Raw genomic sequence first — 15,852 nt, forward strand, 5'->3', positions numbered from 1 at the left:
GCCGACGACCTCGGTCACGGGTGGGACCAGATCGGCGGAGGGCGGCGGGGCGGGTGGTGAGCGGTCGGACGATGCGTACCGCGTGGTCTGCTCCGTCGCGGCGGAGCAGGGCGGCCCGAGCCGGACACGCCACGGGGCGCGGATGACCGGCGAACTGTCCGAGGCGGTCAGCGCGGCGCAGGCGGGGGACGAGGACGCGTTCCGCCTGCTCTACCGCAGTCTCCAACCGGGCCTGCTGCGCTACCTGACCGCCCTGGTCGGCCCGGACGCGGAGGACGTCGCCTCCGAGACCTGGTTGCAGATCTCCCGCGACCTGCCCACCTTCACCGGTGGCGAGTTCCGCGCCTGGGCCGTCACGATCGCCCGCAACCGGGCGATGGACCACCTGCGCCGGCTGCGCCGTCGACCGTCCCTGCCGGTCCCGGTGCACGCGCTCGTCGACCTGGCCAGCACGGCGGACACCGCCGAGGGCGCCAGCGAGACGATCGGCACCGAGACGGCCCTGGCGCTGATCGCCACCCTGCCTCCCCGGGAAGCCGAAGCGGTCCTGCTGCGGGCCGTGATCGGGCTGGACGCGGGATCCGCCGGTCGGGTCCTGGGCCGCCGGGCCGGTGCCGTCCGCACGGCCGCCCACCGCGGTCTGCGGCGGCTCGCGGCCGTGCTGGAGACGCAGCGCGCGGCCGAGCCGTCCGTCGAGGTCGACGGGGTGCCACCACCCCGCACGGGCGGCAGCGCATCCCTGCGGGCACCGCACGCCGAGCCGGCGGACGGCTGACGTGAGGGGATTCTGGATGAACCCGTTCCGGCGCGTCGACCACGCCGAGACCGAACGGCTGCTCGACTCGGCCCGCGCCGACGTGGACGCGTCGTCGGACCAGGCACGACGGGCCACGTCGCCCGGAGGGGAGCCGGCCCGCGTACCCCCGGCGGACCCGGTGGCCGGCGTGCTCGCCGCGGCCTCCGGCCCGGCCCGGCCCGGAGAGTTGGCCGGCGAGGAGGCCGCGCTGGCCGCGTTCCGGGCCGCCCGGGCCGCGCCGGCGCCGTCCGTGCCCCACCGACCCGGCCGTCGCCGCCTGACCACCGGCGCGTTGATCTGGATCGGCGCGGTCGCGGCCACCGCCACGGCGGGCGCCGCCTTCGCCGCGGTCAATCTCGACCGGACACCGGAGCCGGTCGTACCGACGCCGTCGCGGACGTCGGCGAGCCCCGACCGGAGCGCACCCACGTCCGGCGAGCCCGGTCGATCGACCCCGCCCGCCCCACCGACGTCGGGCCAACCGTCTCCCAGCGCGCCGGTGTCGGACCGGCCGCCGGTGCCCGGCCCGCCGTCACCGGGCACGCCGTCGACCCCTGGCGCGCCGGCCGGCCAGTTGCACGGCCTGTGCCGTGCCTGGCAGGCCAAGAAGCCCGAACAACGGGAGCAGGCACTACGGACGCCGGCTTTCGAGCGGTTGGTCGCTGCCGCCGGCGGCGTGGCCGAAGTCGAGGCGTACTGCCAGCGGTTGGTGCCCGAGTCCCGACCGTCCGAGCCGGCGAAGCCCAAGGCGCCACCGTCACCGACGGGCCACCCCGCCCGTCCGTGAACGGCCGGTGGCAGCCGCGTTTCCGTTCCGCCCTGCGTGGGAAAATCGTCTGTTAGACAGGGGTGGGTGGCGCTCGTACGTCCCCGACGGTGTCGGTGGGTGGGTTTACGGTGGCACCCGTGTCCCGGAGTCGGCACACGGAGAGGGGTCCCTACCGTTGGTGACGTCACCCGAGTTGGATCGCAGCGCCATCCTGCGCGAGTCCGGGGCCGCAGGCCACCACCTCGCCCGGATCTGCTTCAAGACCGGCCCACCGACACTCACCGGCGTCGAACTGGAATGGACCGTGCACGACGCCGCCGATCCCGCCCGCCCCGTCGACCCGACGCGGCTACGGGCGGCGTTGGGGCGGCACAGCCCCGCCACGCTGGATGCCACCAGCCCGGCCGAGCCGCTGCGACACGGCGGCCTGGTGACCCTCGAGCCGGGTGGCCAGTTGGAAATATCCACCCCGCCCCGCCCCTCGGTCACCGCATTGATCCAGGCCACCGAGGCCGACATCGCCCAGGTCACCGACCTGCTGGCCGCCGCCGGGCTGATCCTCGGCCGCAGCGGCATCGACCCCCACCGACGGCCCCGCCCGGTGGTGGAAACTCCCCGCTACCGCGCGATGCGCGACGCCTTCGACAGGCACGGCGCAGCCGGCCGCACGATGATGTACAGCACCGCCGGCCTGCAAATCTGCCTCGACGCCGGTGAGCCGGACCAGGTCGCGGCTCGCTGGGCGGCCGCCCACGCGGTCGGGCCGCCGCTGCTCGCGGTGTTCGCGTCGGCCAACCGGCACGCCGGGCGGCGCACCGGCTGGGCTTCCGCGCGGATGGCCGCCTGGCTGGCCATCGACCCGGCCCGCACCCGCCCGGTCTGGACGCCCGGCCACGCCGACGACGACCCGACCGCCAGCTGGATCCGGTACGTGCTGGCCGCGCCCCTGCTCTGTCTGCGCCGGCAGGGCACGAACTGGACCGCGCCGCCCGGCGTGACCTTCGCCGACTGGCTCGACGGCGCGTTGCCCCGACCGCCCACCACCGACGACCTCGACTACCACGTCAGCACCCTCTTTCCGCCGGTGCGCCCGCGCGGCTATCTGGAGCTGCGCTACCTGGACGCCCAGTCCGACCGGGACTGGCGACTACCGCTGGCGGTGCTGGCCGCCCTCTTCACCGATCCGGGCACGGTGCGCGCGGCACACGAGGTCGCCGCGCCGGTGGCGCACCGCTGGTCGGCCGCCGCCCGACACGGCCTGGCCGACCCCGCGCTCGCCGCCGCGGCGGCGGCGCTGCTCGACCTGGCCCTGCGCACACTGCCCCGGCTGGACCTGGCGGCGGGCATCCACGACGAGATCCAGCACGGACTACGACGGCGGCTGTCCGCCGCGACGGGAGGGCGGCACAGGTGACCACGAGGAGTGCGCCGGGGACGCGAGCGAAGGGCGGCGTGGTGAGCGCGAGCACGACGGGACACACCGACGGGGAGCGGTTGCGCGACCGGATCGCGGGAGAGTTGGCGCGGGCCCGCGCCCGCACGACGCTGCTGACCGAGGTGGTCGACGAGGCGGATCTGCTGCGCCAACACTCACCGCTGATGTCGCCGCTGGTCTGGGATCTCGCCCACGTGGGCAATCAGGAGGAGCTGTGGCTGGTCCGTGACGTCGGGGGCCGCGAGCCGGTCCGGTGCGACATCGACGAGCTGTACGACGCGTTCAAGCAGCCGCGACGGGACCGTCCCACGCTGCCGCTGCTGCCGCCCGCCGAGGCGCGCGCCTACCTGGCCACCGTCCGGGACAAGGTGCACGACCTGCTCGACCGGGTGTCGTTCACCGAGCGGCCGCTGGTCGCCGACGGGTTCGCCTTCGGCATGATCGTGCAGCACGAGCAGCAGCACGACGAGACCATGCTCGCCACCCACCAACTGCGGTCGGGCTCGGCGGTGCTGCACGCCCCGCCGCCGCCCGAGCCCACCGTCGGGGTTGGTGGCGAGGTGCTGGTGCCGGCCGGCGAGTTCACCATGGGCACCGACAGCGACCCGTGGGCGCTGGACAACGAGCGCCCGGCACACCGGGTCGACCTGCCCGCGTACGTCATCGACGCCGCCCCGGTCACCAACGGGCAGTACGCGGCGTTCATCGACGACGGCGGTTACACCGATCCGCGGTGGTGGAGCGCGGCGGGCTGGTCGCACCGGGTTCGGGAGCAGCTCGGCGCGCCGCTGCACTGGCGCCGCGACGGTGACGACTGGTCGTACCGGCGCTTCGGCCGGTGGAGCCGGGTCCGCGCCGACGAGCCGGTGGTGCACGTGTGCTGGTACGAGGCGCAGGCGTACGCGGCGTGGGCCGGCAAGCGGCTGCCGACCGAGGCGGAGTGGGAGAAGGCGGCCCGGTGGGACCCGGCGACCGGGCGGTCGCGCCGTTATCCCTGGGGGGATGACGACCCCACCGAGGCCCACGCCAACCTCGACCAACGTCATCTGCGGCCGGCGCCGGTGGGCGCGTACCCGGGTGGCGCCTCGCCGTTGGGTGTGCACCAGCTCATCGGTGACGTCTGGGAGTGGACCTCGACCGCGTTCGACGGGCATCCCGGCTTCACCGCGTTTCCCTACCGCGAATACTCGGAGGTCTTCTTCGGCGGCGACTACCGGGTGCTGCGCGGCGGCTCGTTCGGCACCGACCGCTCGGCCTGTCGGGGCACCTTCCGCAACTGGGACTATCCGATCCGCCGGCAGATCTTCAGTGGTTTCCGCTGCGCCCGCGACGTCCGACCGGAGGAGTCGTACCGGTGATCCACCGTGCGGTCGGCGGCCCGGCGCGGGCGGGGCGCTGATGTGTCGTCACCTGGCCTACCTGGGGCCGCCGGTCACCCTGGCCGAGGTGCTCTTCGACCCGGCGCACTCGCTGGTGCGGCAGTCCTGGGCGCCGCGTGACATGCGTGGCGGCGGCACCATCAACGCCGACGGGTTCGGGGTCGGCTGGTATCCGGGCGACGGCGAGCCGGTGCGCTACCGGCGGGCGCAGCCGATCTGGAGCGACCCGACGATCGCCCAGCTCGCCGCGGTCACCTCCTCCGGCGCGTTGCTCGCGGCGGTGCGCTCGGCCACCGTCGGGATGGCGGTGGTCGACGGCGCGGCCGCGCCGTTCGCCGAGGGGCGGTGGTTGTTCAGCCACAACGGCGTGGTCCGCGGCTGGCCGGACGCGGTGGTGCCGCTCGCCGCCGGGCTGCCGGTGCGTGACCTGCTCACGCTGGACGCCGCCACCGACTCGGCGTTGCTCTGGGCGCTGGTGCGGCATCGGCTGCGCGCCGGCGAGGACCCGTCCGAGGCGGTCGGGCGGACGGTGACGGACGTGGCCGCGGCGGCTCCCGGGTCGCGGCTCAACCTGCTGCTCACCGACGGCCGCCGGGCGGTCGCCAGCGTGTACGGGCACGCGTTGTCCGTCCGTGCGACGCCGGGCTCGGTGCTGCTCGCCTCCGAGCCGCACGACGACGACCCGGGGTGGCGGGCGGTGCCGGAGGGGCACCTGGTCCTGGCCACGGCGGGCGAGGTGCGGGTACGCCCGTTGGCGATCCGGTGAACCGCACCGATCGAGGCACCACCTGTTGGTCCAAGAGAGAGGCGAACCGATGACCGCGGATCCGCTGGAGATCTACCTCGAAGAGGGCGACCTGGAGCGCGGCCTGCGCGACGACGTCCGGGTCGGGCTGAGCGCCGGGCAGAAATGGCTGCCGCCGAAGTGGTTCTACGACGCCCGGGGCAGTGAGTTGTTCGAGGAGATCACCCGGCTACCCGAGTACTACCCGACCCGGGCCGAGCGGGCGGTGCTGGCCGAGCGCGCTCCCGCGATCGCGGCGTTGACCGGGGCCAAGACCCTGATCGAGTTGGGTTCCGGCTCGTCGGAGAAGACCCGGCTGCTGTTGGACGCCTTCAGCCGGCGCGGCGGGCTGGGCACGTTCGTCCCGCTCGACGTGTCGGTGAGCGCGTTGACGAGTTCCACGGCCCAGATCGCCGCGGACTTTCCCCGCCTGCGGGTCCGGGGCATCGTGGGCGACTTCACCCGGCAATTGGACCGGCTGCCCACCGGCGGCCGTCGGTTGGTGGCGTTCCTGGGCGGCACCATCGGCAATCTGCTGCCCGCCGAGCGGGCCGAGTTCCTGACGGCGATGCGCGGCGCGCTGGAGGTCGGCGACTGGCTGCTGCTCGGCACCGACCTGGTGAAGGACCCGTCGGTGGTCGTGCCCGCGTACGACGACGCCGCCGGGGTCACCGCCGAGTTCAACCGCAACGTGTTGCGGGTGATCAACCGGGAGTTGGGCGCCGACTTCGATCCGGAGGCGTTCGCGCACGTGGCCCACTGGGACCCGACAAACGAGTGGATCGAGATGCGGTTGCGGGCAACCCGGCCGATGCGGGTACGGGTGCTTGACCTGATCGTGGACTTCGCCGCCGGGGAGGAGCTGCGTACCGAGGTCTCGGCGAAGTTCCGCCCGGAGGGGATCGCCGGGGAGTTGGCCACGGCGGGCTTCGCCACGACGGAGTTCTGGACCGACCCGGACGGGCTCTTCGGGGTCACGCTGGCGCGGGCACGGTGAGCCGGTTCACCCACCCCGGCCCGGCCCGGTGGTGATCGGCTAGGCTGATCCCGCGAAGGGGAGTAGCCCCCAATGTCGTGGTCGACATACTGGTGCGTTCCGCATCCGGCCACGCGGCCCCGGTCCTTTCCGGGGCGGGCGAGACCTTCGACTCAGGCTGTTGCAGCCGGGTCGAGGGCGCCCCTGTACCTCCTCCCGGCGTGAACGGGAAGGATGTCATGGAGGGATTTTTCGCCGCGCTGGTGATCAGCTTCGGCGTCATCTTCGTCGCCGAGCTGGGGGACAAGTCCCAGTTGATGGCACTGACCTTCGCCACGCGGTTCAAGCCGATCCCGGTGCTGATCGGCATCACGGTCGCCACGGCGGTGGTGCACCTGGCGTCGGTGGCCATCGGCGTGGGTCTCGGGGCGGTGTTGCCGACCGAGTGGATCTCCCTGGTGGCCGGTGTGGCGTTCCTCGGCTTCGGCGCGTGGACGTTACGCGGTGACAAGCTCACCGAGGAGGAGAAGCGCAAGGCGGAGAAGACGAGCAAGACCGCGATCGTGGCGGTGTCGGTGGCGTTCTTCCTGGCCGAGTTGGGCGACAAGACGATGCTCGCCACGATCACGCTCGCCACCAAGTACGGCTGGTTCGGCACCTGGCTCGGCTCCACCATCGGCATGGTGGCTGCGGACGCGCTGGCCATCCTGGTCGGCCGGATGCTCGGTCGGCGGTTGCCGGAGAAGACCATCAAGTACGGTGCCGCGATCCTGTTCGCCATCTCCGGTCTCTGGCTGATCCTGGAGGCGGTCAACGAGCTGACCTGAGTGTCGACTAGCTGGCCCGAGGGCGGGTAACGGCCTCCGGTGGATGCGGCCGAGCTGTTGCGCCAGGGCGACCAGGTGCTGGTTGCCGTCGTGGAGGTCGCCGGCGCGCTCGTCATCTTCGTCGGGGCGGTTTGGGCGGCGGTGCGGTTCGTGGTCGAAGGGCTACGACACCGCAGCGCCGCCCGCTTCACGCCGATCCGGCTCTCCCTGGGTCGCTTCCTGACCCTCGGCCTCGAATTCCAGTTGGCGGCCGACGTCCTGCGGACGGCGGTGTCCCCGTCGTTCGACCAGATCGGCCAACTGGCCGCGATCGCGACGATCCGAACGGCGCTCAACTACTTCCTGGGTCGGGAGATTCGTCAGGAGCAGCGGCAGGTGGCCGAGGGTGAGCGACGCACGGAACGGGCGTGCTGATCACGGCGGTCACCGCCCTGGCACTGGTCGCCGGGGTGCTCACCACGCTCTTCACCGGGGCGTTGCGCAGCGGCGTCCGGGTACTGCTGGATCTGCTGACCGCGGCCGGCCTGCTGCGGCTCGCCGGTGATCCGGGGTGGAAGGGTCTGGCCGGCGCGGTGGCGATCATCGCCCTGCGCCAACTGCTCGGGGCGGCGCTGAGCACCCCACCGCCCTGGTCCCGACAATCCCCGGCGCCCTGCGCCGAGGACGATCACCGCCTACCGTTGGCGGTGAGAGGTGAAACCGGGGAAAGCGGGAGGAAAACCACATGAGCCGGCACGATGAACCGAACGAGTACGGCTTCGCCGGCGAGGGCACCGCTCCCGAGCCGCCGCCCGGTGGCAAGGCCGACGAGCAGGATCGTGTCGAGGCGGTCGCGGTGCCGGGCGACGACCTCACCGCACCGGCCACGGAGGCGCTGGCCGAGGAGACCGAGGACCTGCCGCCCGCCGAGCGTCACCGCTGACCGCCGGGTGACCCGGCCGGGCGTCGCTCAACGGTCGGTGGGCCGCTGGTAGACGTCGGGAACGCCGTCGCCGTCGGCGTCGAGCCGCTCCCGCTGCGCCACCCGGCGGTACGCGGCGTTGCGGCGGGTCAGCACCGCGGCGGCCAGCCCCGCGGAGAGCACCGATCCGAGCAGTACGGCCACCTTGACCCGGTCGTCGGCCGTGCTACCTGCGCCGAAGGCCAGGTCGCCGATGAGCAGCGACACGGTGAACCCGACGCCGGCCAGCAGGGCGATTCCGCCCAGGTCCGCCCAGGTGATGTCCTCGTCGAGCTCGGCCCGGGTGAACCGGGCCAGCAGGTACGTCGAGCAGAAGATGCCGATGCTCTTGCCGAGCACGAGTCCGGCGACGATGGCGAGCACCACCGGGTCGGTCAGCAGGGCGCCCAGGTCGGTGCCGCGCAGGGTGACCCCGGCGGCGAACAGGGCGAAGATCGGCACCGCGATGCCTGCCGACACCGGCCGCCACCGGTGCTCCAGGCGCGCCGCGAGCCCGCCGTCGTCCGTCTCCGTGCCGCTGGTGCCCGCCGTCCGGTGACGGGCGAGCACCGGGACGGTGAAGCCGAGCAGGACACCGGCCACTGTGGCGTGCACGCCGGAGGCGTGCACGAGTGCCCAGGCCGCCGTCGCGAGGGGGATCAGCGCCCACCACCACGTGTGGCCGCGTCGCACCAGCACCGCGAAGACCCCGATCGGCGCCAGCGCCGCGAGCAGCGGGACGGGATGGAAGTCGGCGGTGTAGAAGACCGCGATGATGGTGATGGCGAACAGGTCGTCGACCACGGCGAGGGTGAGCAGAAAGGCGCGGAGGCCCTGGGGCAGGTGTGAGCTGACCAGCGCGAGCACGGCGAGCGCGAAGGCGATGTCGGTGGCGGTCGGAATCGCCCAGCCGCGCAGCCCCGGCCCACCCCCGGCCACGACGACAGCCACGTAGATCAGCGCCGGCAGCAGCATCCCGCCGAGGGCGGCCACCACGGGCAGCGCGGCCCGGCGCGGGTCGCGGACTTCCCCGGCGACGAACTCCCGCTTGAGTTCCAGGCCCACCACGAAGAAGAAGACGGCCAGCAGGCCGTCCGCCGCCCAGGTGGCCACGTCCAGGTCGAGGTGCCAGGGCGCGCCGTCGGGCCAGGGCACCCAACCGCCGAGCCGGGTGTACGAGTCGGACCAGGGCGAGTTGGCCCAGAGCAGCGCTGTCACGCCGAGCAGCAGCAGCGCGCCACCGACCGTCCTTATCCGGGCTCGGGTGCGGTGGCGACCGCAGGGGTCGTTCGGTCGGTATCCGATCGGCGGCCGACTTTTTCCCCGGGTCTCGCCGCAGCCGAATGCCCCTTTGCCCGGTTGGTTATGCGGGCGCACGTGTCGAAGTCAGAACCACCTAACTCCGGACATAAGCCGTAAGAGCCGCTTTAATGGTTTCACGAGTTGACAGACGACCTTGGGGGTTTTCGTGAAGTTTTTTGGCGTAACCGGACCGACGCGGAGGCGCACCTGATGGACCTGCTCCGCCAATTGCGCCACGTGCGTCGGCACTGGTGGGTCGTGCTGGTCACGGTCATGGTGGCCCTGGGCGCCTCGGCGTTCCTGACCGTACGGGCACAACCCCGGTACGTCGCCTCGGTGACCTTCTTCGTCACCACCCCCAACTCCGGCGTCAGCGATGCCTACCAGGGTGGGCTCTTCCTCCAACAGCGCGTCAAGTCGTACGCCGACCTGCTCACCAGCGACCGGCTGGCGCAGAGCGTGGTGGCCGAGACCCCGGTGGGCCTCACCGCGGACGAGGTGCGGAGCCGGGTCAGCACCTCCACCGAGACCGGCACCGTCCTGCTGCGCGCCTCGGTCACCGACACCGACCAGGCTCGGGCGCTGCGGGTGACGGAGTCGCTCGCGGCGAAGTTCGTCGACCTGGTGCAGAAGGTCGAGACGACATCCGAGGGCAAGGCGCCGATCAAGATCGAGGTGGTCAGCGGCCCACGGGTCACCGCCAACCCGGTCTCACCGCAGCCCACCCGCAACCTCACCCTCGGCGGACTGATCGGCCTGGTGCTCGGCGTCGGCCTGGCGATCCTGCGCGGCGTCGCCGACGTCCGACTGCGGGACTCCGCCGGCCTGCAACGCGCCACCGGCAGTCCGCTGCTCGGCGAGATCCCCTACGAGAGCAGCGCCCGCACCGAGCCGCTGATCATCGGCGACGCCGCGACCTCGGCCCGCGCCGAGGCGGTGCGCAAGCTGCGGACGAACCTGCGCTTCGTGGATGTCCACGAGCCGGCCCGGGTCATCGCCGTGACCAGCGCGCTGCAGGGCGAGGGCAAGACCACGCTCTCCTGCAACCTGGCCATCGCGCTGGCCGAGGCGGGCTGGCGGGTGCTGCTCGTCGACGCGGACCTGCGCCGGCCGAAGGTCGACGAGTACCTGGGGCTGGACGCCGGTGTCGGCCTCACCGACGTGCTCGTCGGCGATGTGAAGGTCGGCGACGTAGTGCAGCGCTGGGGCGACAAGTCGATGCTCGTGCTACCCAGCGGTTCCGCCCCACCGAACCCGAGCGAGCTGCTCGGCTCCAAGGCGATGTCGGACCTACTGCTGGCGCTGCGGGAATCGGCGGACATCGTGATCATCGACACCGCTCCGCTGCTCGCGGTGACCGACGGCGTGGTCGTGGCCGTGCAGGCCGACGGCGCGCTGCTGGTGAGCCAGCAGGGCCGTACCTCCCGGACCCAGGTCGCCGCGGCGTCCCGCGCGCTGCACTCGGTCTCGGTCCGCCTGCTCGGCTGCGTGCTGAACATGGCCAAGGTGGCCAAGGCCGAGGCGTACCAGTACGAGGCCTACCGGGTGGTCGCCTCGACACCTCCGACGGCGGTGCCGGCGGACCGGACGATGGCCGGCCGGCACAGCGACACCACCACCGGGGTCAACGGCGTCGCCGACCACACCCAGGAACTCACCCGGCTGCCCCGATGAGCGCGGCGAGGGGTCGCAGCGACCGTTCGATCTCCTCGGCGCAGCGTCGGAAGTCGGCGGACGTACCGCCGATCGGGTCCCGAAGGTCGTCCGCGTCCGGGGCGGCGGGTTGCAGCCGTCCCCGGGCCTGGGCGACGGCGGCGATCGCCGCCCGCAACGGGTCGTCCGCCGGCTCGGCGGGCGGCTCGGCCGCCGCGGCCAGCCGACCGAACTGGCGCAGGGTGAACGTCCGGTGCAGCGCGCTGGGCGCCAGCGCGGTGCAGATCGAGCGCTGGCGTCGGGTGGCGGTCAGCACCAGCGTCGCGTCGATGAGGTATTCGGGCCGCAAACCGCGGGTCCGGAACGCCGACGGGTCCGCGCCGCTCTCGGTCGCGACCTCCAGGGCGTACGGATGCATGGACAGCCCGTCGATCGCGTCGGTGCCGGCGCTGGCCACCGTGACCTGTTCGGCCAGCAGCCGGCGGGCCAGGTGCTCGGCCATCGGTGATCGGCACAGGTTGGCGTGGCAGACGAACAACACGCGATCAGCCATCGGTGCCCCTCTCGTCGGTGCGGACGCGGGCGGGCGCACCGTGCGAACGGTGCGTCGGTGCCGGCGGCCGCGCGGGGAGGGGTTGTCGGAATCGTACGCGGGCCGTCCACCCGTCGGTCCGGGTGCCGCGCCGATCGCCGCCGATTCGCGGCCGACGGGGGCACGGCAATGAAGATCGGAATTCTGTCCTACCACTTTCCGCCCGAGCCCGCGTTCATCCCCGGCAGCCTCGCCGAGGAGTTGGCCGCGCGGGGGCACGAGGTCCGCGTGCTCACCGGGTTTCCGGACTACCCGGGCGGGCACGTCTATCCCGGCTGGAGACAGCGGTGGCACCACGAGACGCACAGTGAACGGCTGACCGTGCGGAGGGTGCCCCGCTACCCCGGAGGTGCCACGTCCACCGGCGCCCGGATGGCCAGCTACCTGTCCTTCGCCGGCAGCGCGACGTTGACCGCCCGCCGGTACTTCAGCGACCTCGACGCGCTGTACGTCTTTCAACTCCCGGCCACGACGTTCGCCGCCGCCGGGGTGCTCCGGCTGCTCGGGAGGGTGCCGACGGTGCTGCACGTGCAGGACGTCTGGACCCGCGACGGCGCCGACGAGGCGGGCGAGGGGCGCTGGGTGGCGCGGATGGGCAGCGCGATGACCCGGATCTACCGGTCCGCCGCGCGGATCGCGGTCGCGGCGCCGTCGATGCGGGATCTGGTCGTCGCCGCCGGTGCCGAGCCGGATCGGGTCCGGCTGGTGCTCAACTGGACCGACGAGCGGATCTTCTATCCGGCGACGCCCGGTGCGGCGGCCCGCCAGTTGGTCCGCCGGGACGGTCGGTGCGTGGTCATGCACGCGGGCACGATCGGCCCACGGCAGGGGCTGGAGACCGCCGTCCGGGCGGCCGCGGCGCTGGACCGGACGATGGACCTGGTGCTTGTCGGTTCGGGCTCGGCCGAGCGGCGGGTCCGGGGGCTCGCCGCCGAGTTGGGCGCGGACAACGTCCGCTTCGTGGAGCGTCGGTCGCCTGTCGACATGCCCGAGCTGTACGCCGCCGCCGACTATCAGTTGGTCATGCTGCGCGACCTGCCGGAACTGCGGGGCACGGTGCCCGGCAAGGTGCAGGCGGCGCTCTCCTGTGCCGCACCGGTGGTCGCGTCGGCCGGCGGCGACACCGCCGATCTGGTCGAACGAGTCAGGGCCGGGCTGTCCTGCCCACCGGAGGACTGGGCTGCGCTGGCCGACCGGTTCTGGTTGGCCGCCACCATCCCGCCGCCGGCGCGTACCGAGATGGGTCGCCGGGGGCGGGCGGCGTACCTGCGGGAGATGTCGCTGCCCGCCGGTGTGGACCGGATCGAGCGGCTGCTGCACGAGGCGGCGGGACGAGTCACCGAGCCCGCCGGTGATCCGCGAAGGAAATTCGCTTAAAGGGCGAAGAAGCCAATAAGGGTACGAAGTTCCCTGACACGTGCTAAGAACGTCAGGGAACCGACCTTCTGTCCGGTTCCGCGAACGGGAGTGTGGTGTGACGGAGAGCGAACGGCCGACCCGACGGCGGAGCCGGTCCCGACGTCGTCGGCGTGCCCGACTGCGACGTGCCCTCCTCGGCGCCCTGGTCGTCGGCTCGCTGCTGCTGGCGACCGGCGGCTGGATCGGCTTCCGTGGCTGGCAGGCGCGTACCCATCTACTCAACGCCGCCGGGTTGGCCCGAGAGCTGAGCGCCCAGGTGGTGGGTGGGGACGCCGACCGTGCCCAGCGGACGCTCGCCGCCCTGCAGGAACAGTCCGGTGCCGCTCGGGCGGCGACGGCTGATCCGAGTTGGCGACTCGGTCGGCGAACACCGCTCGCGGGTGACGATCTCGACGCCGTCCGCCGGATCGCCGTCGCCATCGACCAACTGGCCCGGGAGGCGTTTCCGACGCTGCTGCGCACGGACCTGACCCGACTGGTGCCGAGCGGCGGACGGCTGGACCTCGCTCAGCTCACCGCGGTGTCCACCGAGCTGACCCGGGTCAACGAGTCGGTGCAGCGGACCCGCCGAGACCTGGGTGCGGTGCCGGCCGACCGCCTGGTCAGCCAGGTCCGGCAGGCGTTGACGGACCTGCGCGACGAGATCGACCGTCTGGCCAGCCTCACCACGGCCGCTGACCAGGGAGCCCGCCTGCTGCCGCCGCTGCTCGGCGCGAACGGGCCGCGACGATACCTGCTGGTCTCACAGAACCTCGCCGAGCTGCGCGCCACCGGCGGCATGTTCGGCGCGTACGCCATGATCGAGGCCCAGAACGGCGCGGTGAAGATGGGCAAGCAGGGCAGCAGTGCCTCGCTCGGCCGGTTCACCCCGCCGCTGAAGGTGCCCGCCGAGATCCGGGCGATCTGGACCGACCTGCCCGGCATCTATCCCGCCGACGTCAACCTGTCACCGCACTTCCCGAGCGCCGCCGCGCTGTACCGCGAGATGTTCCGGCGCTCGACGAACATCACCGTCGACGGGGTGCTCGCCGTCGACCCGGTGGTGCTGTCGTACCTGCTCAAGGCGACCGGACCGGTGCTGGTGCCCGGAGGTGTCCCGCTGGCCAGCGAGAAGGTCGTGCAGACCCTGCTCAATGACAGCTACCAGCGGCTGGACCTGCGGCAGCAGGACGAGTTCTTCGCGGCCTCCGCCGCGTCGGTGTTCGACGCCTTTTTCAAGAAGAATGTCAACCCGCGTGTGTTGTTGTCCGCATTTGACCGTGCTATCACTGAACGACGGATATTGTTCTGGAGTGCCCGACCTGAGGAACAGCGGACATTCGGCGCGAGCCGGATGGCCGGGACGCTTCCGGAACAGGACACCGTGCCAACGGTCGGCGTGTTCTTCAACGACGGCAGCGGCGCGAAGCTCGGCTACTACCTGCGGCCGACGGCAAACCTGACGGTCGGCGAGTGCCGGCCCGACGGTCGCCGCGAGCTACGGCTGCGGGTGACCCTGCGCTCGACGGCGCCGAAGTCCGGACTTAGCGAATCCGTCCTCGGCCTCGGTCTGGCTGGCGACCCGTACACCGTTCGCACCCTGGTGTCGATCTTCAGCCCGACTGGTGGCGCGGTGGTCGAGGCCCGGCTCAACGGGGCCGAGGCGGCGCTTGGCAGCGGCACCGAACGCCGCCGTCACGTGGCGACCGCCAGTGTCGACGTCGGCCCCGGCGCCGAGAAGGTGCTGGAGGCCACCGTGCTGACGGCCAAGACCGGAGTCGGGCAGGCCGAGTTGTGGCTGACCCCCACCGCCAACCCCTGGATCACCCAAGTTCATTCCGCACCAAGCTGTGACCAGTAGGAGGGAACCAATCATGCGGCTTTCCCGCATCATCATGGCGCTCACGGTCGGCCTGGCCGTGGTGGCCGTGCCGACGGCAGCGGGGGCGGCACAGCCGCAGCCGACGCCCAGCGCCACCACCGACCCGACCCAGCCGCCGCCGTACCCGCCGTACCCGCCGGCCAACCCATCGCTGACCGTCAACCGGACGACGATCTTCATCGGTGAGACGGTCATCCTGACCGGCACCGGGTTCGGTCCGAACGAGACTGTCGACATCGCGGTGACGGTGGCCCCGCTGGCCGCTCCGGCCGGCGGCCAGGCTCCGGCCCGCCGCAGCGACGGCACCACCGTGGCGATGGCACCGGTGGCCTACCAGGCGAGCGCGCCGCTGAACTTCACGGCGTACACCGACGCCCAGGGACGGTTCACCAAGAGCTACAAGCCGTCGGTGACGGGTCTGCTGACCTTCACCGCCACGGGTCGGGAGTCCGGCCGTACCGCCAGCGCCGAGTTGCGGGTGCTGCACAAGAAGCAGCCGCTGCCGGTCACCGGTGACAGCATCGGCACGCCCATGAAGCTCGGCGGCGGCCTGGTCGGCGCCGGAGCGGTCATGCTGCTGCTGACCCTGGCCTGGCGTCGCCGCCAGCGCCTCGGTGGGGCCGCGCACTAGTCCGCACACCACCGGGCACTGCCCGGACCGCACCTGAAGCTGGCGCCCGTCGGAGTGATCCGACGGGCGCCAGCGTCTGTTGGCCGTCTGGTGAGCCCGTCCGTGTGCCGTTCGAGGCGGCCTCGCCGGCACCCCCGCACCCGTCCGTCGCCGTTCTTGATCGACTCGGGCTTCCTGGTGTCGGGGTGTCGGACCGTCACGAATACCGCGATATCCGTGAAGTCAAGTGGGTCATGCCCGGGGCCGCTGTCTGAGCGTGTCTGAGCCTGGTGTGGGGCCGGCAGGTCGCCGACGGTGGGCCGCGTTGGGCGGTTTGTCCGGCCCCGGGCTCTGACGACCGGTGACCGGCGGCACCCGTGGGCCGGAATGATGGCGGGGTCGGGGTCGTTACACACCCTGACGATCGCAGGACCACCGCCCCGCCGCCCGGCACGCCGGGGGTGGGAATGCGGGACCCGGTCGGGTCGTTGTAGTCCCCACGAACGACC

At 72.5% G+C, this 15,852-nt stretch carries 15 protein-coding genes and 1 pseudogene; 14 read left to right on the forward strand and 2 right to left on the reverse strand.

Annotated features, from left to right (window positions below):
• The first annotated feature begins 142 nt into the window (after window positions 1–142).
• The 10 genes from AB0O48_RS23330 (at window position 143) to AB0O48_RS23375 (ending at window position 7,888) form a co-directional block, all read left to right on the forward strand.
• The gene (locus AB0O48_RS23330; protein WP_357249049.1) at window positions 143–775 is read left to right on the forward strand and encodes an RNA polymerase sigma factor; all 633 of its coding nucleotides are present in this window, start codon (window positions 143–145) and stop codon (window positions 773–775) included.
• Between the two features lie 16 nt (window positions 776–791).
• Complete coding sequence (locus AB0O48_RS23335; RefSeq protein WP_365068294.1) at window positions 792–1,583, forward strand: hypothetical protein; 792 nt, start codon at window positions 792–794, stop codon at window positions 1,581–1,583.
• Window positions 1,584–1,740: 157 nt separating this feature from the next.
• Window positions 1,741–2,979, forward strand: a complete 1,239-nt coding sequence (egtA, locus tag AB0O48_RS23340; RefSeq protein ID WP_357572774.1) for an ergothioneine biosynthesis glutamate--cysteine ligase EgtA — start codon at window positions 1,741–1,743, stop codon at window positions 2,977–2,979.
• Between the two features lie 41 nt (window positions 2,980–3,020).
• Window positions 3,021–4,358 carry an ergothioneine biosynthesis protein EgtB gene (egtB, locus tag AB0O48_RS23345; protein ID WP_365068296.1) on the forward strand — a complete coding sequence of 446 codons (1,338 nt, stop codon included), beginning with the start codon at window positions 3,021–3,023 and terminating at the stop codon, window positions 4,356–4,358.
• 40 nt (window positions 4,359–4,398) lie between these two features.
• Complete coding sequence (gene egtC / locus AB0O48_RS23350) at window positions 4,399–5,145, forward strand: ergothioneine biosynthesis protein EgtC (RefSeq protein WP_357249061.1); 747 nt, start codon at window positions 4,399–4,401, stop codon at window positions 5,143–5,145.
• 49 nt (window positions 5,146–5,194) lie between these two features.
• Window positions 5,195–6,160, forward strand: a complete 966-nt coding sequence (egtD, locus tag AB0O48_RS23355; RefSeq protein WP_365068299.1) for an L-histidine N(alpha)-methyltransferase — start codon at window positions 5,195–5,197, stop codon at window positions 6,158–6,160.
• 218 nt (window positions 6,161–6,378) lie between these two features.
• Window positions 6,379–6,966, forward strand: a complete 588-nt coding sequence (locus AB0O48_RS23360; RefSeq protein WP_124816196.1) for a TMEM165/GDT1 family protein — start codon at window positions 6,379–6,381, stop codon at window positions 6,964–6,966.
• 39 nt (window positions 6,967–7,005) lie between these two features.
• A complete protein-coding gene (locus tag AB0O48_RS23365) occupies window positions 7,006–7,380 on the forward strand; it encodes a DUF1622 domain-containing protein (protein ID WP_357249067.1) in 375 nt (124 codons plus the stop codon).
• The gene (locus AB0O48_RS23370) at window positions 7,374–7,694 is read left to right on the forward strand and encodes a hypothetical protein (protein ID WP_357572778.1); all 321 of its coding nucleotides are present in this window, start codon (window positions 7,374–7,376) and stop codon (window positions 7,692–7,694) included. The genes AB0O48_RS23365 and AB0O48_RS23370 overlap by 7 nt, the downstream gene beginning before the upstream one ends.
• Window positions 7,691–7,888, forward strand: a complete 198-nt coding sequence (locus AB0O48_RS23375) for a hypothetical protein (protein ID WP_357249072.1) — start codon at window positions 7,691–7,693, stop codon at window positions 7,886–7,888. The genes AB0O48_RS23370 and AB0O48_RS23375 overlap by 4 nt, the downstream gene beginning before the upstream one ends.
• A gap of 27 nt (window positions 7,889–7,915) precedes the next feature.
• Here AB0O48_RS23375 and nhaA read toward each other — a convergent pair.
• Window positions 7,916–9,154 (reverse strand): annotated as a pseudogene (nhaA, locus tag AB0O48_RS23380) (Na+/H+ antiporter NhaA); the annotation flags it as partial.
• A gap of 264 nt (window positions 9,155–9,418) precedes the next feature.
• Here nhaA and AB0O48_RS23385 point away from each other — a divergent pair.
• On the forward strand, window positions 9,419–10,882 hold the full coding sequence (locus AB0O48_RS23385; protein WP_365068303.1) for a polysaccharide biosynthesis tyrosine autokinase: 1,464 nt from the start codon (window positions 9,419–9,421) through the stop codon (window positions 10,880–10,882).
• On the opposite strand, the gene AB0O48_RS23390 is transcribed toward AB0O48_RS23385, so the two are convergent.
• Complete coding sequence (locus AB0O48_RS23390) at window positions 10,863–11,414, reverse strand: low molecular weight phosphatase family protein (RefSeq protein ID WP_365068305.1); 552 nt, start codon at window positions 11,412–11,414, stop codon at window positions 10,863–10,865. The two genes, AB0O48_RS23385 and AB0O48_RS23390, sit on opposite strands and share 20 nt — an antisense overlap.
• A 168-nt stretch (window positions 11,415–11,582) precedes the next feature.
• Here AB0O48_RS23390 and AB0O48_RS23395 point away from each other — a divergent pair, with 168 nt between their 5' ends.
• The 3 genes from AB0O48_RS23395 (at window position 11,583) to AB0O48_RS23405 (ending at window position 15,364) form a co-directional block, all read left to right on the forward strand.
• Window positions 11,583–12,830, forward strand: a complete 1,248-nt coding sequence (locus AB0O48_RS23395) for a glycosyltransferase family 4 protein (RefSeq protein WP_365068307.1) — start codon at window positions 11,583–11,585, stop codon at window positions 12,828–12,830.
• A 97-nt stretch (window positions 12,831–12,927) separates the two neighbouring features.
• A complete protein-coding gene (locus AB0O48_RS23400; protein ID WP_365068309.1) occupies window positions 12,928–14,712 on the forward strand; it encodes a DUF4012 domain-containing protein in 1,785 nt (594 codons plus the stop codon).
• A 13-nt stretch (window positions 14,713–14,725) separates the two neighbouring features.
• Window positions 14,726–15,364, forward strand: coding sequence for a hypothetical protein (locus tag AB0O48_RS23405; RefSeq protein ID WP_357249087.1), 639 nt, complete (start codon window positions 14,726–14,728; stop codon window positions 15,362–15,364).
• Window positions 15,365–15,852: the final 488 nt, after the last annotated feature.

It is taken from the genome of Micromonospora sp. NPDC085948 (assembly GCF_040686315.1).
Taxonomy (GTDB): domain Bacteria; phylum Actinomycetota; class Actinomycetes; order Mycobacteriales; family Micromonosporaceae; genus Micromonospora.

Coding starts and splice junctions, on each gene's coding strand:
- AB0O48_RS23330 (WP_357249049.1), top strand. CDS start 143: ATGACCGGCGAACTGTCCGAGGCGGTCAGCGCGGCGCAGGCGGGGGAC.
- AB0O48_RS23335 (WP_365068294.1), top strand. CDS start 792: ATGAACCCGTTCCGGCGCGTCGACCACGCCGAGACCGAACGGCTGCTC.
- egtC (WP_357249061.1), top strand. CDS start 4,399: ATGTGTCGTCACCTGGCCTACCTGGGGCCGCCGGTCACCCTGGCCGAG.
- egtD (WP_365068299.1), top strand. CDS start 5,195: ATGACCGCGGATCCGCTGGAGATCTACCTCGAAGAGGGCGACCTGGAG.
- AB0O48_RS23360 (WP_124816196.1), top strand. CDS start 6,379: ATGGAGGGATTTTTCGCCGCGCTGGTGATCAGCTTCGGCGTCATCTTC.
- AB0O48_RS23375 (WP_357249072.1), top strand. CDS start 7,691: ATGAGCCGGCACGATGAACCGAACGAGTACGGCTTCGCCGGCGAGGGC.
- AB0O48_RS23385 (WP_365068303.1), top strand. CDS start 9,419: ATGGACCTGCTCCGCCAATTGCGCCACGTGCGTCGGCACTGGTGGGTC.
- AB0O48_RS23390 (WP_365068305.1), bottom strand. CDS start 11,414: ATGGCTGATCGCGTGTTGTTCGTCTGCCACGCCAACCTGTGCCGATCA.
- AB0O48_RS23395 (WP_365068307.1), top strand. CDS start 11,583: ATGAAGATCGGAATTCTGTCCTACCACTTTCCGCCCGAGCCCGCGTTC.
- AB0O48_RS23405 (WP_357249087.1), top strand. CDS start 14,726: ATGCGGCTTTCCCGCATCATCATGGCGCTCACGGTCGGCCTGGCCGTG.